At 59.0% G+C, this 18,648-nt stretch carries 16 protein-coding genes and 3 pseudogenes; 11 read left to right on the plus strand and 8 right to left on the minus strand.

Features of this window, described 5'->3' with window-relative positions; all coding sequences use genetic code 11:
- Window positions 1-55: 55 nt before the first annotated feature.
- Entirely contained in the window at window positions 56-1,108 is a 1,053-nt protein-coding gene (locus ACZ2G3_RS18270) for a ParB N-terminal domain-containing protein (RefSeq protein ID WP_470399989.1), read from the minus strand.
- Window positions 1,105-2,415, minus strand: coding sequence for an AAA family ATPase (locus ACZ2G3_RS18275; protein ID WP_470399991.1), 1,311 nt, complete (start codon window positions 2,413-2,415; stop codon window positions 1,105-1,107). The genes ACZ2G3_RS18270 and ACZ2G3_RS18275 overlap by 4 nt, the downstream gene beginning before the upstream one ends.
- Before the next feature lie 414 nt (window positions 2,416-2,829).
- Between ACZ2G3_RS18275 and ACZ2G3_RS18280 the strand changes: the two genes are divergently transcribed.
- The 7 genes from ACZ2G3_RS18280 (at window position 2,830) to ACZ2G3_RS18310 (ending at window position 8,384) form a co-directional block, all read left to right on the plus strand.
- Window positions 2,830-3,468, plus strand: coding sequence for a DnaA N-terminal domain-containing protein (locus tag ACZ2G3_RS18280; RefSeq protein ID WP_470399992.1), 639 nt, complete (start codon window positions 2,830-2,832; stop codon window positions 3,466-3,468).
- Window positions 3,469-4,151: 683 nt separating this feature from the next.
- A complete protein-coding gene (locus ACZ2G3_RS18285; protein WP_470399994.1) occupies window positions 4,152-4,403 on the plus strand; it encodes a CopG family ribbon-helix-helix protein in 252 nt (83 codons plus the stop codon).
- Window positions 4,400-4,543: a hypothetical protein gene (locus tag ACZ2G3_RS18290; RefSeq protein ID WP_470399996.1), complete on the plus strand. Its 144-nt coding sequence runs from the start codon at window positions 4,400-4,402 to the stop codon at window positions 4,541-4,543. Before ACZ2G3_RS18285 ends, ACZ2G3_RS18290 begins: the two co-directional genes overlap by 4 nt.
- Before the next feature lie 41 nt (window positions 4,544-4,584).
- Window positions 4,585-5,517, plus strand: coding sequence for an IS5 family transposase (locus ACZ2G3_RS18295; RefSeq protein ID WP_470399998.1), 933 nt, complete (start codon window positions 4,585-4,587; stop codon window positions 5,515-5,517).
- Between the two features lie 77 nt (window positions 5,518-5,594).
- Window positions 5,595-6,167, plus strand: coding sequence for a LysR family substrate-binding domain-containing protein (locus ACZ2G3_RS18300; protein ID WP_470400016.1), 573 nt, complete (start codon window positions 5,595-5,597; stop codon window positions 6,165-6,167).
- A gap of 382 nt (window positions 6,168-6,549) precedes the next feature.
- Window positions 6,550-7,389, plus strand: coding sequence for a DUF6544 family protein (locus ACZ2G3_RS18305; protein ID WP_470399999.1), 840 nt, complete (start codon window positions 6,550-6,552; stop codon window positions 7,387-7,389).
- On the plus strand, window positions 7,386-8,384 hold the full coding sequence (locus ACZ2G3_RS18310) for a peptidoglycan DD-metalloendopeptidase family protein (RefSeq protein ID WP_470400001.1): 999 nt from the start codon (window positions 7,386-7,388) through the stop codon (window positions 8,382-8,384). The genes ACZ2G3_RS18305 and ACZ2G3_RS18310 overlap by 4 nt, the downstream gene beginning before the upstream one ends.
- Window positions 8,385-8,455: 71 nt before the next feature.
- Here the strand turns inward: ACZ2G3_RS18310 and ACZ2G3_RS18315 are convergent.
- Window positions 8,456-9,213 (minus strand): IS5 family transposase gene (locus ACZ2G3_RS18315; RefSeq protein ID WP_470395968.1). Its coding sequence is split into 2 segments (ribosomal slippage): window positions 8,456-8,892 and window positions 8,892-9,213, totalling 759 coding nucleotides; the frame shifts between segments, so codons are not numbered across the junction.
- A 1,445-nt stretch (window positions 9,214-10,658) separates the two neighbouring features.
- On the opposite strand from ACZ2G3_RS18315, the pseudogene ACZ2G3_RS18320 reads away from it, so the two are divergent.
- From ACZ2G3_RS18320 to ACZ2G3_RS18330, 3 genes and pseudogenes are all read left to right on the plus strand, one after another.
- Window positions 10,659-10,832 (plus strand): annotated as a pseudogene (locus ACZ2G3_RS18320) (transposase); the annotation flags it as partial.
- Window positions 10,833-10,862: 30 nt separating this feature from the next.
- Window positions 10,863-11,114, plus strand: a pseudogene (locus ACZ2G3_RS18325) (transposase); the annotation flags it as partial.
- A gap of 174 nt (window positions 11,115-11,288) precedes the next feature.
- Window positions 11,289-11,567, plus strand: coding sequence for a hypothetical protein (locus ACZ2G3_RS18330; RefSeq protein WP_470400002.1), 279 nt, complete (start codon window positions 11,289-11,291; stop codon window positions 11,565-11,567).
- A 236-nt stretch (window positions 11,568-11,803) separates the two neighbouring features.
- Here the strand turns inward: ACZ2G3_RS18330 and ACZ2G3_RS18335 are convergent, their stop codons facing one another.
- From ACZ2G3_RS18335 to ACZ2G3_RS18355, 5 genes and pseudogenes are all read right to left on the minus strand, one after another.
- Complete coding sequence (locus ACZ2G3_RS18335; protein ID WP_470400004.1) at window positions 11,804-12,274, minus strand: thermonuclease family protein; 471 nt, start codon at window positions 12,272-12,274, stop codon at window positions 11,804-11,806.
- Window positions 12,265-13,803, minus strand: coding sequence for an IS66 family transposase (gene tnpC / locus ACZ2G3_RS18340; protein ID WP_470400005.1), 1,539 nt, complete (start codon window positions 13,801-13,803; stop codon window positions 12,265-12,267). Before tnpC ends, ACZ2G3_RS18335 begins: the two co-directional genes overlap by 10 nt.
- Before the next feature lie 68 nt (window positions 13,804-13,871).
- Complete coding sequence (gene tnpB / locus ACZ2G3_RS18345) at window positions 13,872-14,138, minus strand: IS66 family insertion sequence element accessory protein TnpB (RefSeq protein WP_470400007.1); 267 nt, start codon at window positions 14,136-14,138, stop codon at window positions 13,872-13,874.
- A gap of 25 nt (window positions 14,139-14,163) precedes the next feature.
- A pseudogene (locus ACZ2G3_RS18350) lies at window positions 14,164-14,919 on the minus strand (IS5 family transposase).
- A gap of 147 nt (window positions 14,920-15,066) precedes the next feature.
- Window positions 15,067-15,492 carry a transposase gene (locus ACZ2G3_RS18355; protein ID WP_470400008.1) on the minus strand — a complete coding sequence of 142 codons (426 nt, stop codon included), beginning with the start codon at window positions 15,490-15,492 and terminating at the stop codon, window positions 15,067-15,069.
- 712 nt (window positions 15,493-16,204) lie between these two features.
- Between ACZ2G3_RS18355 and ACZ2G3_RS18360 the strand changes: the two genes are divergently transcribed.
- A complete protein-coding gene (locus ACZ2G3_RS18360; RefSeq protein ID WP_470400009.1) occupies window positions 16,205-17,998 on the plus strand; it encodes a calcium-binding protein in 1,794 nt (597 codons plus the stop codon).
- The last annotated feature ends 650 nt before the right edge of the window (window positions 17,999-18,648 follow it).

Consider the following 18,648-nt stretch of genomic DNA (forward strand, 5'->3'; position numbering starts at 1 on the left):
TGCCCCCTGAGGGTAACCCGCGGGTTACGCCCAAGGGGGCTTCGTAACCCATGGGTTACTCTTCTCGTAGCACCGTTTGGAACGCTTCAATCGCCTTCTGGAGGCGCTTCCTGTCAACTGATGAAAAGTCGGTATTGGCTAAGATGCGGCATTCGCCTTTCCGAGCCGTCACTTTCGCTGATCCCACGTGGAACTCGTACTTCACAGCCTTCTTCTCAGCCGACTTCTGAGGCGCTATTGTTTGAACAGGAGGCGAACTGACGAGGCGCGACAGCACTGCGTTCTGCTCCTCCGATGAAGTCACCGAACCAAGATCATTCCTTAAAATCTCAGAAAGACCTGGATCCGTTTGAATTCTCCGCGCGACTTCAACCCCCAGATTTCGCGAAACGGCCTTGGGGAAAGGAAGTACATCGCCAAGCTCCTGAAGCAGAAAGACAAAGCTGCGGATGTAAGAACGCTTCATTTTGTGAAGAGAAGCATAGATCCGTCCGACAAGCGCATCGGCTTCCAGCCCTTCCATTTCCGCATCATGCGCTGCGATTATCGCTACCTGCGCCATCTCCGCAAAGGTTAGATCCTCCCGGATGACGTTCTCTTCGACCATGTCGATGTAGAGGTCAATTCGGCTATGAAGCCCGACAGAGACCCGGGCGACTACAGTGGCGAAACGCGCATCTCCAGTCTCCTGCCAGAGCTGCTTCAGGGCAGTCAGGCGTCGCCAGCCCTTCTTCAACTGGAAACCGTTTCCGGTGCTAAAAACCTCAATCGGCTCCCTCTGACCGCGGGCCCGGATGGAGGCTTTTAATTCCTCCATCTCATCAGAGCCGGCGGCGTCGTTAAGATTGATCCGGTCACGCGGAAGATCATCCGTTCGAATATCGTCGACCTGGAGCTGTTCCAGCACTCTGCCTTCACCCTGGGCTGCCCGAAATGCCTTAGCGTCGGCAGCATTCTGCCGGCGTTGCTCAACCAGAGATTCGGTACTTTCAGCAAGGCTCCCCGCCGCTTCGCGAACTGCGGCGCCCATCGGTCCGACATCCCGCTTTCGTGGCTGGATGTCCGTGGTCGCAAGCGGTTCGAAGCCGAACTTACCCTTCCCACTCATGCCGCTGCTCCTTCGGTCGTATTCCTCTGTTCCCATGCCTGAAGGACCGTGTCCTTGAACTCGAGATAGGCCGAGTCAAAGCTCTGACGTGCTCGCTTCCATGTCTCACGAGTCATCTGGCGGTAATCCTGCTCATAAACAGATTGCTGGAAACGCCCTGACTGCTCGACGGCCCGAGTCATCTCGATCGCGTTCCTGCAGACATCGTCGCCAAAGACATTTCGGAACGCATCCATCATCGCGATGTGCAACGAATTGGATGCTTCGAAACGCGTCATCAGAAGACGGACATCATCAAATGTCTTCGGAAGAACGATACCCGCATCCTGCGCAATGGATGCGAAGCCTGACGAGATGTCTTCCATGGCGTCGCCCAACTGACCAAGATAGCTCGTTGTCGAGTCATATTCCCAGTAGCCCGGACCTGAAGGAACATAGAGTATGTCGGCCGCAAATGCGGCATTGAGCGACTGGTACCCGATGGCGGGTGGGCAGTCGAAGATGATAATGTCGTACTGATCGTCCGGCAGCTCGTCGAGATACCGCGAAATGCAGCCAAAGAAGCTCCATGCCTTGTGGAGAGCGCGATACTGCGCACTAGCAAACTCGACAAAGGCTGCGTTGGCGCAACTGGGAATAATGTCGATCGTCGACCATGCCGTTTTTTGTATGAAATCTTGGGCACGTTGGGCACCAATCGACCGCACGTCTTCAGGCAACTCATCGGAAGAAGGGTAGGGGCAGTCGGAGGGATCATCATAGGCAGCCACAATTCGATCAGCTTCCCGGCAGAGATCACGACACATGATGCCCCAGACCGTATTCCACTCCTTGACCTCAACAAGGCCCATAGAATGCGTAAGGGTGGCTTGCGGATCAAAATCGATAACAAGCACGCGGTAGCCATCAAGTGCCGCTCCATTGGCGAGGTGGTGAGCAACCACCGTCTTTCCGACACCTCCCTTGAAATTCGACACCGCAATCCTCATTGCTCTTCCACGCGGACGCAGGGGCATCAACGTCTTGCCCCTGAAGCGCAGGCGGCGCCTCAACTCGTTTATTTCATTCAATGTGAACCAGCGCTGGCGACCATCTTCCTCCACAATACCTTGGGGCAGCGAGGGATCATCGGCCAACTTCTTTCGCAGCGTATCAGCCGGTACGTCGAACATGAACTGACTTATTTCCCAGATCGAGAAGGGCCGAAGCGTCTTCTTTTCAGAGGGAGAAAAGGTCGCTTTCCTGACAGCAGCCTGCTGCGCGAGGCTCCTCTCGTTCATAGCCTGAAGATGTTTATGGTTCCGCATGAGGCAACTCTCGTTTTCTGGCGCTGCATCATGAATAACGGGAAAGGCTCGAAACGCAAATTGAAGATTTTAGGTTTTCGCTTTATTCCCACCCATCCCTGAACAACGGGATTTTCCGCTGAAAGCGACGTAACAGGGTGACAAATACACCCCTCGACATCCAAGAAGGGTGACGCGGTAGAGGTGATTTGGTGTCAGCCTGACTGTCCCCCTTAACCTATGTAACCAATAAATTCCTGAATTTTGTAACCGCGCTGTAAATTCCTGTTCTTACATTGTCGTTGACAGAAAGCGGGATGATCGCCACTCTCGCTGCAGAAGGAATCGAGGGCATCCTCGGATCAGTTCAGCCGTGGGAACACAATGAAAGCAACGCGATCAACCGGGCCACATGCGGGGGTAAAGAAGTATGACTTGCTGACCGCAATGGCGATCGCAGGATTGAACGGTAAGCCGACGTTGCAGACGTCCATGCTGCGTTTGGTCGCCGCTATCACTGCAAGATATAATTGGAAGCTCGATGAACTTTCGGTTGGGCAGCGGGACCTAGCCCGAATGTGGTCCGTTGACGAGCGGACCGTTAAACGAGAGGTTAAGCGGCTGCTTGACGGCAAGATCCTCTTGCAGCTGAGACCTGGTGTACGGGGAAGGGTCGCAGCGTATAGGCTGAACCAGGATGAGGTATATCGCCTGAGTGCCCCGTATTGGGAGCAGGTCGGCTCAGATTTCCTGGCGCGGATGGAGGAAAGTCGCACGATGCTTTCGCCGAGCGAAGACAAAGTTGTTCGTGTGAATTTCCGTTCGAGACTTCCGCAAGACTCTGCATGGGAGCGGACCTTCACCCGTCTGGCTGAAAGTGATCCACACCTTCATCGTAGCTGGTTCGCGACACTGCTGTTTGAGAATTTTGTCGAAGACGTTTTGAAGTTGCGCGCACCGTCGTCGTTTGTGGCGCAGTATATACTTACGCACCACAGCGGGCGGATAAGAGATGTCGCCAGCCTTGAGTTTCCCTCGCTCAAGAGGATCGAGATACTTCAGCAGACGCCCTAGGAGACCATGCATTTCTGGGGAAGGAAGAGTTGCTGAGGCCCTTTTCACGTCCAACTTCAAGAGGCCGGCAATCGTCCGCGTCTCATGGAATCAGCTCAACAGTCTCCGGGGATTCGCAGCGCTACAGAACAACCTTCGGTTTGTTTAGGACTGTTCTGGATCTTGATCTTTGAGAAAATAACCCGGCGCAGGAGGCAGAGGGAGCGCGTTCTTGCCCCTCGGGGCGGGGATCAACTCAGCGTCTGGAAGGTGGTTCGGCAGCGAAGATACCTCGCGAGTTGCTCGACAAATCCGAGAAGCTGCAAGGACAGGGGGCTCTCCATAGTCACGGACTGAGCCAAAGATACCGAGGCCTCAACAGCCGTTTCAGGGTCAGCCACTTCGGCATCATTGCCGGACACTTCGTCGGACTGAGGAACGGCGACCCTCTTGAGGGCTTCAAAACAGCGACTGTCCGGGGCCGCGAGAGCGGGTGGCGCCGCAAGCTCCTCAAAGGCGGTCAGGTCGCTGCCCCCACTTCTGAACGCCGTTAACGTTCCCGTGACGCAGATTGATCAGCGGCAGAACCTGCTCCGAGGGAAACCCCCCCTAAGCCGAGTGGCTTCCAGTCAGCTGATGCGGCAGATGTGCCGACTTGGCAGGTGCCAAAATTATGATTACATATGATCACAAAGGAGCACATCATGGCACAGCGCGCTGTATCAGATCCGATTACCATCCGCACAGCGAAGGTCGCGGAGATTGACGCTTTGGCAAACGCAATGGAGCGCTCCCGCAACTATGTCGTCAATCAAGCGATTGAGCAGTACCTGGAAGCCAACGCATGGCAGATGGAACGAATCGCAGCCGGGATTGCCGCAGCCCGTGAGGGTAAAGTCGCACCCGCAGATGAGGTCTTCGAGGGAATTGCTGCGAAGTATGGCTGGTCAAGTTGAAGAACCTGGTCATTGCCGAACCGGCGGCACGCGACTTGGAGGCCATCGTCGACTACATTGCGCTCGATAAGCCCGCTGCAGCCCAAGGTGTCTTTGGGGGAATTGTGGATGCGGCGCGACCTTGTTGCACATCTCAGTGAGGGGGATTCACTGAGCGCGTCCTGAGGGTTAGGTCGAGGGCATGCCGAAGCCTTCCCCGATCCGCTACCGCACGACGAACTGGTCAGACTACAATGCGGCGCTGCGCAAGCGCGGCTCGCTGTCGGTCTGGTTCGATCCCGAGACGGTCTGGCACGCCGACAAGACCGGCAAGCGCGGGCGACCCGAGACCTTCTCGGACGCTGCCATCCAGACCTGCTTGACCCTGAAAGTGCTTTTTGGGCTTCCGCTCCGGCAGACGGTCGGGCTGGTTGAAAGCCTGATCCAGATGGCGGGGCTTGATTGGCCGGTTCCGGACTATTCGACGCTGTGCCGCCGGCAGGCGCGGATCGCGGTGCAGGTCCCGTATCGCGCGTCCGGGCAGCCCCTGAACCTGTTGATCGACAGCACCGGTATCAAGTTCCGCGGGGACGGCGAGTGGCAGACCCGCAAACATGGCCCGTCACGCCGGAGGCAATGGAGAAAGGTCCACCTCGCCATGGACGCGGGCACCGGGGATGTGCGCGCGGTCGAGTTGACCTCGAGCCGCCAAGGCGACAGCCCGCTGCTGCCGGAGCTTCTGGCGCAGATCCCGCCGGAAGAGACGATCGGCACGGTCACCGCAGATGGTGCTTACGATACACGACGATGCCATGGCGCGATCATCGACCGAGGCGCGGATGCCGTCATACCGATCCGGCGCAATGGCCGCGCCTGGAAAGAAGACTGTCCCGCTGCTGCCGCGCGAAATGAGATCCTGCGGGCAACCAGGCGCTTGGGCCGGGCGCTCTGGAAGAAGTGGACCGGCTATCACGCCCGAAGTCGGGTCGAAGCTTTGATGAACTGCCTGAAGCTCTTCGGCGAGAGGATCATGTCACGAGACCCCGCCCGCCAGACCGCCGAAATCCAGATCCGCATCGCCATCATGAACCGCTTCTCGGCCCTTGGCAGGGCCGAGATCGAAGCAGTCCGCTGAAGAATGGCGGGAAAGGGGGCAGTCATGCTCGGGGCTGATTTGCGCAACATCGCCCCGGTGCCGTTCATTCCGGCATCCTGCGCCTTTTGGTATTGGCGCTGCGCGAGACGAGCCCCGGTCTGCGCATCGAGCCGGTAGAGAGCCACCCTGCCGAGGCGCCTGAAGCCACCCTGAGAGGCGATCTGGATGCCTATCTCGGCACCGCGGCATCGGCGGGCCTCGCCAAAGCACTGCAGGCGCGCCGCATGGCGTCGCATCCCCTGGTGCTGGTGCTGCCGGGCGACCATCCCCTCGGGCACCTGCCCGAGATCGAGCCGGAGGCGCTGCGCCAGGAGACCTTCATCGGCTATGCCGCACCTGAGGACATCGACGGCATGGCGCTCACCACGAAAGCCCTGGGCCATTTCCCCGAGCGGCACCGGCCGGTGAGCAGTCCTGCCATGACGATCGGGCTTGTTGCAGCGGGATTGGGAGTGGCCGTTGTGCCGGAAAGCCTGAAGCGTGACGAAGAGGGCGTTATCTTTCGGCCCTTGAAGGGCCGCGAGACCCAGATTGATGTCACGCTGCTATGGCCAGGCAACGGTGAACCGGGGACGAGCGCTGCAATAGAGCGCGCCCTGCGGGCGATGCCGCTTCAAGAGGGGCCGTAGCTGGATGAACAATGGCCACTCTGTCCTGCAGGACGGACACAGAGGTGCTGCGCGCGAGCGGCGGCCATGCGATATTGAGCGGTCGGTCGGCCAGTCGTGAAGCAAATGTCCATGCTTCGCTTGTTGCAGCAAGACTGGCTGTACAGCGGCTGCAGTGGCGGGTCCTTGCAGTCGATCGCTGCGTCTGCAGCTTTGCACCCACGCGATAGCTGAACACGATTGGGGGGAGGCAACCCTCAGAAGAGCGCTATGAAGCACGGGGCGTCTGGCTCTAGCTAGGCAGATCCCTCGAACGACGGCCCTGCAAAATTGATGTAGATCATCGCGCGCCATGCTGGAGCGGACTAGCGCAAACTTGTCGCGCGAAGAAGTTCGGATCCCAATGAAGATCGCTTTTGCAGTTGTAGTCATGATCGTCGTTGCCATAGTTGCGCTGGCAGTTCTTTTAGGTCTGGACTGGCGGGCAGACCGTGGCGAATGGCAGCGCCTCGCGGCGCTTCAGCCCACCGCAGCAAAACGGTTCAACCTGGAGATCATCGCCGATCTGCCTGAACCTGCGCAACGATACTTCAGATACGTGATCCAACCCGAGACGCCGCTCTGGCCCGTGACGGAGATCGACATGCGCGGACAGTTCAGCCTGGGCAGCAAGTCGGAGCCGAACTACCAGCCCATGGAGGCACGGCAGATCCTGGCCGCGCCAGAGGGCTTCGTCTGGACCATGCGCACGCGCGGGGGGATGCCCTTCTCCGGATCAGACACTGGCCACTGGACCCGGTTTCGGGTCTTCGGATTGATGCCGGTGGCGCGCTTGGGCGGCGATTCCGACCACAGGCGGTCTGCCTTCGGACGCTATGTCGCCGAGGCCGCTATCTGGGCGCCCGCCGCGCTTCTTCCGGGACCCGGTATCGTGTGGTCGGCCGTGGACCACAACACCGCCCGCGTCACGGTGAGGCACGGGGACCTGGAGCAGGCTGTCGATGTTACGGTCGATCGTGAAGGGCGCCCCGTGGAAGTATCATTCCAGCGTTGGAGCAATGCCAATCCTGACAAGGTCCACAGGCTGCAACCCTTCGGCGCCGTGATGTCGGACTTCCGCGAAGTTCAGGGCTATCGCCTGCCGTTCCGCGTCGAGGCCGGAAACATGTTCGGGACGGAGGACTACTTTCCTTTCTATCTCGCGAACGTCACTGCGATCAGGTTTCCCGGAGCGCAGCCGTGACGGTGCTTGTCATTGTCATGCAGGCCCTCCTGCCGATCGCCCTGATTGCGTGGGTTGCCTTTCTCCCGGCGAGCAGCCTGGCCGGATTTATGCTGAAGGTGGCAGGCACGGGCGCGTCTCTCTTTGCCCTGGCAAAGGTCGCGCAATGGGCGGTGCCGATCTGGTGGCTGCCGTGGGTCTTCGGCGGGCTGTGGTTGGCGGCTGTCCTCATGGCGGCCCGACCTGCGCGAGGACTTTCTTTGGGCCCCTCCAGCGGATCGGGCTGGCTCGGCATCGTCCTGGCTGCCGTTCTTCTCGGCTTGGGCGGGTGGTACAGTGCACTGGCGGTTGCCGGGCGGCGCCTGCCGCCCGTGGAGATCGTCGAGATCGCCAACCCCTTCGGGCCGGGCCATTATCTTGTTGGAAATGGAGGATCAAATCAGCTGGTCAACGGGCACTTTCGCACACTCGACGCTTCTGTCGAACGCTATCGGCCATGGCGGGGCCAGTCTTACGGCTTGGACTTTTTTGGGCTCGGGCCCTGGGGGCTGCGCGCTGCCGGCTGGCGTCCCGCAGCCCCGTCCGCGTATGCGATCTTCGGCCGAGAACTGCGTGCACCCTGCGCCGGTGTGGTAAGTGCTGCCGAGGGCAGCATGCCGGACTTCGAGGTGCCCCAGAGCGACTTGGTCAACAGGCTCGGCAACCACGTGATCCTGCGCTGCGCGGACGCCGAAATCGTATTGGCCCATATGAGGCAGGGAAGTGTCATCGTTGCTCCAGGAGACACTGTGACCGTGGGCGAGCGATTGGGCCAAGTCGGCAATTCAGGAGCCTCGACAGAACCGCACCTGCACATCCATGCGCAGCGTCCTCCGGAAGAAGGGGCCCCGGCAATATCGGGCGCCCCAATGGCGCTGCGCATCGACGGCCGGTTCCTTGTGCGAGGCGACCACCTGCGCGGCGTTGGTCGATGTGTGCTGCTCGGTTGCTCTCGACGCTACGCGGGCACATCATGACCTTCGGCCTTTGGATGTCCAGATCATATCGATGCATGCGCAGTCAGTTTAGGCTCAGGACTCGTTCTTGATCACAGCCAAAATAGGACGGTTGCGGCCAATGCTATTGCGGAGAGGTATGTCTCCGGGCACCTGTCGTAACGCGTGGCGACACGTCTCCAGTCTTTCAGCCGCCCGAACATGATCTCGATGCGATTGCGCCTTCTGTAGCGGCGCTTGTCGTATTTCACGGTTTTCTTGCGCAACTTCCGGCTAGGGATACAGGCTTTTATCCCTCTGTCCTGCAACGCTTTTCGCAGCCAGTCAGCATCATAGCCTCGGTCCGCCAAGAACCAATCAGCCTGCGGCAGGCCGTCCAGAAGCGCCGCTGCGCCGGTGTAGTCGCTGACCTGTCCTGCCGACATGAAGAACCGGATAGGTCTGCCTTTCGCATCGGTGACGGCGTGCAGCTTGGTGTTCATGCCGCCTTTCGTTCGACCAATCTGGCGACTGCGCCCCCCTTTTTGGCCCGCAGGCTGCAAGCCGTGCGATGCGCCTTCAGATAGGTTGCATCGATCATGATTGTCTTCGGATCGGTGCTCTCGGCGGCCAGGCCGACCATGATCCGGGCGAAGACCCCGTTGTCACTCCAGCGCTTCCAGCGATTATAAAGCGTCTTGGCAGGTCCATATTCACTCGGCGCATCGCACCATCTCAAACCATTGCGATTGATGAAGATAATGCCGCTCAGCACCCGCAGATCGTCAACTCGGGGACGGCCATGGCTCTTGGGGAAGTAGGGGCGAAGGCGCGCCATCTGCGCCTCGGTCAGCCAGAACAGGTTGCTCATCGATCAGGTCTCCTTGCGGCGGCCTGAATCACGCAAAGGGCGTAAAATCAATGGGTCTGGAGCCTAGCCCCTGAGTCTGCCAAATCACCGAGAGGGATGCGGCTGCGCGGCTGACCGGCGGCATTGGGCTCTTCGCGTCGATGTCAGTTGCAGAACTAGCGGCAGCTGTGCAGCGCGGGGTAGCTACAGGCTGAAAGACCGCGGAATTACTGATGCCAAGGGCGTTGATGATGTGACCGCTCCCCTCCGTGGATCGTTGCAGACCCACCTTGGCACATCAGATGCCGTCGGCGGGCGGTCACATCATCAATGCCGCTTACATGGTGAATATGTGGATGAACTTTGCCGGACACCGCAGGAACTTACTTTTGAGGGACCTGATCGAATTCGAGTTCTCAATGGTGGCAGATAGCGAGGGCCGGCCAAGGGGCAATGTGAGTAATGGTGTTCGGACGCCCTGGCTGCTGACTGCCAGCAGAGACGATCAACGCAATGTCCCGGCTTTGCCAACAACCCGTGCAGTGTCAGGCGGCTAGCGGGTTGTTCATTTCTTGAACGTACTGGCGCACCTTATTTTTGTACGCAGAACCCGACTGAAGCTGATGGACACGAGGATCGTGCGCAACATATCGATGAGCCTGTTACGCTGTGCCTGCTTCCACAACGCGCTGCGGTTGCACGGTGTTTGACCATGCGCGACCGCTCCTCACAGGCATATCTAGTGGGGTTGCTAGTTTCGTAGGAGGTGGGATTGTAGCTCGACGAACCTGCAGTGCTAATAGAGGCTAAGTGTAGGCTTTCATTCGGCCGGTAGGGGCTGCCGTTGCTAACGCTACGGCCGACTATAGCACGTTTAGGGGCATCCCCCCGAAGCGTTTTCTGCCACTTTCGGAAATCTATGATGTTACCTGCAGGCGCGATGCTGTCCACAATCCATCGCTCCACCCAATCAGGACCGGAAGCGGTGTAGCATGACAGGCAGCCGAAGCGGTTGCTACCCATAGGATCCATTGCGTTGCCACACACATCACACCACCTGTAAGCAGTCATCCGCCAAATCTCCCTGTCAGTAGGCTAAAATCCGCCTATCATGCTATTCGTATACATGTCATTAAAATCCAAAAACTATGCATAGCTTTTGCGCTGGCAGGTCTGCAAAATTGAGACACTACAGCTTCGCAGAGCTTTTCTCCTGATCCGCGAGGTTGGCCGGGGCATTAACGCAGCTTGTGATACACTGTTCGATATTGCTCTCTCGCCAGCGGGCCGGTTCAACCAGATGCCCCCCCAATCTTGCTATTGACGTGACGGCTAGGGGCTTGCTGCTCTTTTCGCGCTGCTTACCGTTCAGTGTTCCAGATAATCCGCATGTGAACTGGCCCCCGTTTCGACCGGAGACTTGGGCATAGCCATGGAGGCTTTGGCATATGCCTGAGCACGTGCTTATGCCTGAGATTGAACTCATCACCGATGGCGGTCGTCGGCGCCGTTGGACCGCCGCCGAAAAGCGGCGATTTGCCGAGGAGACGCTGGAGGATCAGGCCAGCGTTTCCATCGTTGCGCGGCGCAATGGCGTTGCACCCAACCTGTTGTATCGTTGGCGAAGGCTCATGCTCGAACGGAGGAGTGTCCCCTTGACCGAGGATGATGACGCCAGCAGCATCAGGGCGCGTATGCAAGAGCGCGATCTCCTGCCGGTCATCCCGATGCGCAAGTCACGTCAAAAGCGCGTCAGTGTGGACCGTTCGCTCCATCGCCTGCGCAACCTGGTCGAGCGCTGCTTCAACAAGCTCAAGAACGCACGACGCGTCGCAACACGCAACGACAAGACGGCCGAAAGCTTCTTGGGCTTCATCGACATCACCTCCATCCGCCTTTGGCTCCGTCATTTGTCAACATGACCTAGCCTCGTTTGACTAGATCCTCTTGATCTTGGCCAAGGTGATAGCATGGGAGTTTCGTTGGGCAGAGAGCTATTGACCAACAATTGAGCCGAGTTCGCCGCGCGCACCCACCTTTAACTCTCTCTTAAGGCCCTTTGGATTAGATAGCCTTGTGCACAAAGAGAAGCTGAGATGGATCATCGAGTGAAAACGAGCCGCGAGCTCGCCAATCATCTTGCTTATGCCGCGTCGCTCCTGCGCGGTTGCCGCGAGAGCTTGCCGCGGATTGACATTGATGATTCTGATGCGCCTCTCATCGACGTCCGCATAGAGCAAGCTCTCCGCGACCTTGACGCCATCAGAAAACGTTTCACAAATTATATGGCGATCTGGCAAGAACTGAAGGTCGCGAACGAAGCCAGTCATAACCTGAACGCCGGATCCGATGACGGGCCGCCTCCGGCAACATAAGGAAGCTCCTGCGGACCGGTCCGACAGAACCTTGATCAGGTAACCCCTATGACCTGTGCGATCCCGTCTCGCTTGACGTCTCAGGCGCAATGCCTGTGGGCAAATTGGCCGTCATGCCACAACACTATTGGAAAAGGTCTTCAGACAGATTGCGGCCAAACGCGGACCTTTTTCATCAGGGGATCTTCGTCAGGTTGGCCAGAGGACCGCCTCGCAAAGACTTCTTCCATTGAGCATCAGCAGATGCTTTCACAGGGAAGGCCATCACTGTCCCGGTCAAGGCGGCCAGCCCAGGAGCAGTGTTCGAGATACCAATGCGCCTCCTGGCAGCTTTTGATCTGAGAGCATGTCCGCCGGGGGCTGCAGGAATACGAACTCTGGACGAGCCTTTGCAGCGCCTCCGTGGTTTCGGCGGGAACTTCTAAACTACGTGCTCCTTTACGCCAATCCCAAGGCATATCGAATTTCGTGCGCCACATCCCCCTTCGGCCTTCGCGCGCCCTGTTCTCATCAGCAACGTAGTCGGACGAATACTGACGGTAGGCCACCGCCATGCCTTCAAGGACCATCCACTTGTTGAGGTCTTGGCCGTTGCTGAAGCACCTCGCAACGGCTCGCCCGTACCGGTCCGTGTCGATCTGTTCACAGTAAGCGCGACGTCGAGGCCCTATGCGGGGATGCTTGACGGCTGCTGTGGTTAGCGCCACGGCATGAGGTCTTCGATGTGGGATTTGGGGTGCCCGTCGAGGATGGCCTGGAGTGTGTCGGCGAGGTAGTCCACGGGGTTCACGCCTGACAGCTTGCAGGTAGCGACGAGCGAGGCGAGCATGGCCCAGTTCTCGGCGCCGATCTCGTTTCCCGCAAAGAGTGCGTTCTTGCGGGTCAGCGCGATCGGACGGATCTGGTTCTCGACCGGGTTGGTGTCGAGCTCGAGGGTCCCATTTTCGAGGAAGCGGGTCAGACCGGTCCAGTGCGCGAGGGCATAGCGCATATCCTCGGCCAGCAGGGACTTTTGTGGGATGCGTGACAGCTGGGTTTCCAGCCAGGGCTTGAGCGCGGCGATGATCGGGGCTGCATGCTCGCGTCTGGCGATGAGGCGGTCGGCGGGGGCGTGGCCGCGCACGGTCTTCTCGATCTGATACAGCAACGCGATCTGGCGCAGCATCTCCTCGGCGATGGGCGAGCCCTCGCGCTCGAGGCGTTTGACGAAGCGGCGGCGGACATGGGTCCAGCAATAGACCAGCTGCCACGGCCCTTCATCGCGCGTGATCTCGGTCAGCGCGTTGTAGGACTGGTAGGCATCGCATTGCAGGAACCGGCCGCGGTATCCGGCCAGGAACCTCAGGGGATGCTCCCGTCCACGGCCAGGTGCATAGTGGAACAGCACGATGGGCGGACCAGCACCGCCATGGCCGCGGTCGTCAGAGACGACGGCCCAGAAGTAGCCGTTTTTGGTGGCCTTCCGGCCCGGGTCCAGCACCGGCGCGCGGGTCTCGTCGACGAAAATGCGGTCGGCGGCGCGCAGACGGGCCTTTATGTGGTCGATCACAGGCAGCAGGTGGAAGCAGGCGCGCCCGACCCAGTTGCCGAGCGTGCCACGGTCGAGATGTAGTCCCTGCCGCTCGAAGATCCCGGCCTGGCGGTAAAACGGCAGGTGGTCACCGAACTTGGATACGATGATCCACGCGATCAGCCGTTCGGTCGGCAGCCCGCCAGGCACGACGTGCTCGGGCGCATGGGCCTGCACCACGGCTTGCGAGCAGTGGCGACAGGCGTATCGGGGGCGCCGCGTCACCAGCACCTGGAACTGCGCCGGGATCACGTCGAGCCTCTCGGAGACGTCCTCGCCGATCCGGGCCATCTCGCCACAGCCACACGGGCAGAGGGTGCTGGCGGGCTCGATCACGCGTTCGACCCGAGGCAGGTCCGGTGGCAGATGCCCGCGGTTCCGCTTCGGTTTGCGAGGTTCATCCCCTCGCGCCCGTTGCAACGCGGCTGCGGCCTTCTCCTGTGCAGCCTCAAGCACGCCCTGGGCCAGTTCGGCATCTTCCAAGGGCAGATTGAACTGGTCGGGCGACAACTTCTCGGAACTCTTGCCGAAGCGTTCGCGCTGCGATGCGCGCAGGATACCCTCCAGCCGACGGTTGGCCTCCTGCACCTCCGCGAGCGCCCCCTCGACCTCCGCGAGGCGGGCCTTCAGATGAGCGTTCTCGCGGCTTAGGGTGTCGGCATCCATGCGGGGAAGTGAATCACGAAGCCCCCCTCAGGGCCAGTAAAAACAGGAGTTCTCGCGCATCGGGACGCTCACCCCGCCGCCAGCGGCCGACGCGCCCGCTCCGGTCTTACCAGCCGCCAGTCCAGCCCCTCGAACAGCGCCGCCAGCTGCGCCGACGACATCCGTATCACCCCGTCCCGCACCTGCGGCCAGACGAATTTGCCTCCTTCCAGCCGCTTGTGAACCAGCACCATCCCGGTCTGATCCCAGACCAGAAGCTTGATCCTGTCCGCCCGTTTCGAGCGGAACACGAAGACGGCGCCGCAGAACGGGTCGAGACCGAACATCTCCTGCACCGCTAGGCTCAGGACTCGTTCTTGATCACAGCCAAAATAGGACGGTTGCGGCCAATGCTATTGCGGAGAGGTATGTCTCCGGGCACCTGTCGTAACGCGTGGCGACACGTCTCCAGTCTTTCAGCCGCCCGAACATGATCTCGATGCGATTGCGCCTTCTGTAGCGGCGCTTGTCGTATTTCACGGTTTTCTTGCGCAACTTCCGGCTAGGGATACAGGCTTTTATCCCTCTGTCCTGCAACGCTTCGCAGCCAGTCAGCATCATAGCCTCGGTCCGCCAAGAACCAATCAGCCTGCGGCAGGCCGTCCAGAAGCGCCGCTGCGCCGGTGTAGTCGCTGACCTGTCCTGCCGACATGAAGAACCGGATAGGTCTGCCTTTCGCATCGGTGACGGCGTGCAGCTTGGTGTTCATGCCGCCTTTCGTTCGACCAATCTGGCGACTGCGCCCCCCTTTTTGGCCCGCAGGCTGCAAGCCGTGCGATGCGCCTTCAGATAGGTTGCATCGATCATGATTGTCTTCGGATCGGTGCTCTCGGCGGCCAGGCCGACCATGATCCGGGCGAAGACCCCGTTGTCACTCCAGCGCTTCCAGCGATTATAAAGCGTCTTGGCAGGTCCATATTCACTCGGCGCATCGCACCATCTCAAACCATTGCGATTGATGAAGATAATGCCGCTCAGCACCCGCAGATCGTCAACTCGGGGACGGCCATGGCTCTTGGGGAAGTAGGGGCGAAGGCGCGCCATCTGCGCCTCGGTCAGCCAGAACAGGTTGCTCATCGATCAGGTCTCCTTGCGGCGGCCTGAATCACGCAAAGGGCGTAAAATCAATGGGTCTGGAGCCTAGGGCCAGCCCGTCGATGCCCTTGCGGAAGTCCATCGGGCGCGTCGCCACATAGACCTTCACCGGCCCTCCCTGACCGAACATCACGACGCCGCCGCCCGCACCGCCCGGATCGACCGCGTCAGCAGGGCCTCATCCGCGTCGGCGCCGACGCGGATCACGACATCGCCGACAACGATCTCCACGCCGGTCGCAACCACCACCTCCGCGGGCATCTCTGCCCCAGCAGCCGCGCCCTCCATGACAAGCTCGGCAAACATCGGCAGGGCCGCCACGCTCTCAGGCACGACAAGCTGCCCCGTCCGCAGCTTCCTCCGCCAGTCATAGATCTGCCAGCGCGTCGTCCCGTGCCGTTGCGCAACAACCGTCACTGAAGCCCCCGGCACCAGGCTCTCCGCCGCGATCCGCGCCCGCTCTGCCTTCGTGCGAAGCCGGCGCCCGGACGGCCCCTCGATCACCTCAAGCCGAGAAACCCCGCCGCCCCTCGAGCCGTCCAAATGGACGCCCACTTTGCCGTCTCGTTCCAAGCCCCAACCTCCAACGCTCATCCGCGTCGAGAATGACCCGTTCAGATCACAAGCGGCAGGAGGGGATCGGCGTCGCGCTTACTGTTCACAAAGGATGGGAGTGCGACCAATTTTATCCGCTAGAATTAATGCTGCCTCTTGGCCACACCGCCAGGGAGACCCGTCGCTCTCAGTACAGACCTGCGCGCTTTCCGCAGCATCAATGCCGTGCAACCGAGTTCGTGTTCCGTGAAGTTCCATCGTATCGCCATCTATGACGGATGCCACACCCTTAAGAACCCTGGCTTCAGCTTCGGCTGCCGAAGTGGGCCCCTGCGTGGCAAAAAGCAGGGCGACCGATAAGACAATGACCTTCATGAAAATCTCTCAGTGTGTATAGTGCAATACTATAGCGGATATTGATAAATAACAAGGCTGGTCTTGCTGAGGTTCTCAGTGATTTACAATAGCCCCTCGGAGAATTCACTTTTTCTAATCGAACCAGCGATCTCTTGATCACCATGTGCGTTCCGAATTTTTAAACATAGATTCAATCCGTATCAGCCCAATTGGAGCAACTAGAATAAATTCGCAGCGTAAGTAAGTAGAAAACTTGGAAAACCAGAATTAATAAAACTTTTACGGTCTGGATGAAATCCACCTGAAACTAGCGCACGGTGCCTATCGGAAATGGTGCGCTCTTCAGGAGAACTTTATGTGTGATCAAGATTGCTGCGATCCAGAAGACGCTGGCGCCCATAACCATGGCGAGCACAGTGTCGATCATCATGGGGCAACCATCCTGACTGGCACTAACGGCCCCGACACAATCAGGGGCGGCTCAGGTGTCGTCGACATCAATGGATGGGCTGGCGATGACATCATCTACTCCAGCATTCGTGGCGGGGCGGTGTCTGGAGGAAGGGGCAACGACACGATTTTTGCTTACGGTTTCGGAGCCCCGCAACCCCAACAATATCAGACCCATGTCTTCGGCGATTGGGGGAACGATACAATTGTCATGGACGTCACTCGGCAGCCAGGTGATTCCTACGCCCTAAGGTTCGGCCACCATGTGTTCGGCGGACAAGGCGCAGATCGCTTCATGTTCTCTGGCGTCATCAGCGGCGATCAGAGGATCATTGGCAGGATCGACGACTTCAACGCCTCGCAGGACAGCATCTGGCTAGATGGTCAGAAACTGGATCTGTCAAACCTGCCTCAGAATGTGCGGATCGTTGAGCATCTCTCTCAGCAATGGATACTCATAAACAACAGGATCTTCTATTGCTTGGAAGGCGCGAGGCATGGATCACCTACCATTCAAGGCAACGGTCGAAACTCTGAAGCATCGGAGGAAAACCACTTCGTAGACTGGCCGAGCGAATGGCTTGCGGGAATTCCTCGCAGTGCAGACAGGGAGTTTCGTGATCCTGTTAACTTCGTGCCAGCCAGCTACCTGCCACAGGGGTTGAGCTATTCTTCCCGTATTACTGTGAATGTCGCTGAGTATGCGGGGAACAAGGCATCTGAATACCTTGTAGGAAGCCCCAAGATGGCGCAACTCATAGATGCGCGAGGAGGCGATGACTACATCTTCGGGAACCGTGGCGACGATACAATTCGCGGAGGCAGCGGAAACGATCTGATCGACGGTTACCATGGTCATGACAGAGTCGAGGGCGGCCTTGGCGATGACGTCATCGATGGAGGAAAGGGTCACGATGTGGCCTATGGAGGTGACGGTAACGACGTCATCGCTGGAGGGTCAGACAACGATACACTTTACGGAAACTTGGGAGCTGACACCGTCTACGGGGGAACAGAAGAAGATCGGATCCATGGCGGGGGCGGAAACGACCGGCTTTATGGAGGACCTGGTCAGGATTCACTGTTTGGAGGGTATGGAAGAGACATACTTCGCGGAGAAGATGGCAACGACTTCCTTTTCGGCGGTTCCGGCAGTGACACCCTCTTCGGTGGTGCTGGCGGCGACACGCTCCGTGGAGGCCGGTACCGCGACGCGCTTCATGAAGGCGACGGTTCCGATGTCTTGATCGGTGGACTCGGGAATGACAGGCTGTTTGGTGATCACGGTAATGACAGCCTCTTCGGGAACTCCGGCAATGACATCCTGTATGGTGGGAGCGGAAACGATCGCCTGCAGGGGGGAGTTGGCAGCGATGTCCTCCACGGAGGAAGAGGCTCGGACGTATTTGTCTTCGCGTCGATCCTGGACAGCCGGCCTGACCACCTGTGTGATGTCATCCGTGATTTCTCAAGACCAGACGACACGATCGACCTTTCTCATATCGATGCCAATTCCTCAGCTTCAAGGAACCAAGATCTCTGGCTTAGCATGAGCGGTCCCGCAGCGCATGCTGTATGGCTCAAGGAGAACGCCAACGGCACTCTAGTTTTCGCCGACGTTGACGGAGACAGGCAGCCAGATTTCAGCATCTTCCTCCAGAATGTTAACGGTTTGACCATCGAGAACTTTGTCTTTTAGAAGTCATGCATTGGAGGCTCGCATTAGGTTCAGGACTTCGGTAATTAGGGCGTCGCATTAAAGCGATTTTGCGACTGCGCCACCGGCCGCCACCTCACGGATTTAAGGCTAGCTCATCCTCTTTCTGGCACCGCTGGTTTTGTTTGAAATCCTTTTTAGGCATGCTTCGATCCCTGGTTGGTGCAAAGGCCACCAACATAATGCTGGTAAAACGCAGATCTGATGTGCCAGTCTAAACAGCGTGCTCGATGCAGGTTAGCGGCAGTCGTGACCGCGGCATTGTCCGAACCGCGTACCTGAGGAACCTCCACGCCTGCGGTCAGACAGGCGATGACGGGGTGTGCGGGTGGTCAGATAGCCTTTGTGACCTAGGACCCGGATCGTAAGGTGGTGCTATCAATCCCTTTCCGGTACAGGATCACGCTGATGCGCCGGCCAGGGACAACCATGCCCCGCTTCGCATAGGCTCACGTAAGGCGCCGAAAACAGAGGCTTCTCCGCCGGCACGCATAGTATGGCTTTCGCTTGCGCCGTTGTTTGGGAAAATGGCGAGCCAGCTCCTGCGCCCGGCCTGCGGCCGAATAGACAGAGCGGTAGATCGTCTCGTGGCAGACGCGCAGCCCGCAAAGGGCAGCAGATTATGGCTGTTA

It is taken from the genome of Paracoccus sp. KKT209 (genome assembly GCF_055635455.1).

Coding starts and splice junctions, on each gene's coding strand:
- ACZ2G3_RS18270 (WP_470399989.1), bottom strand. CDS start 1,108: ATGAGTGGGAAGGGTAAGTTCGGCTTCGAACCGCTTGCGACCACGGAC.
- ACZ2G3_RS18275 (WP_470399991.1), bottom strand. CDS start 2,415: ATGCGGAACCATAAACATCTTCAGGCTATGAACGAGAGGAGCCTCGCG.
- ACZ2G3_RS18285 (WP_470399994.1), top strand. CDS start 4,152: ATGGCACAGCGCGCTGTATCAGATCCGATTACCATCCGCACAGCGAAG.
- ACZ2G3_RS18295 (WP_470399998.1), top strand. CDS start 4,585: ATGCCGAAGCCTTCCCCGATCCGCTACCGCACGACGAACTGGTCAGAC.
- ACZ2G3_RS18305 (WP_470399999.1), top strand. CDS start 6,550: ATGAAGATCGCTTTTGCAGTTGTAGTCATGATCGTCGTTGCCATAGTT.
- ACZ2G3_RS18330 (WP_470400002.1), top strand. CDS start 11,289: ATGGATCATCGAGTGAAAACGAGCCGCGAGCTCGCCAATCATCTTGCT.
- tnpC (WP_470400005.1), bottom strand. CDS start 13,803: ATGGATGCCGACACCCTAAGCCGCGAGAACGCTCATCTGAAGGCCCGC.
- ACZ2G3_RS18360 (WP_470400009.1), top strand. CDS start 16,205: ATGTGTGATCAAGATTGCTGCGATCCAGAAGACGCTGGCGCCCATAAC.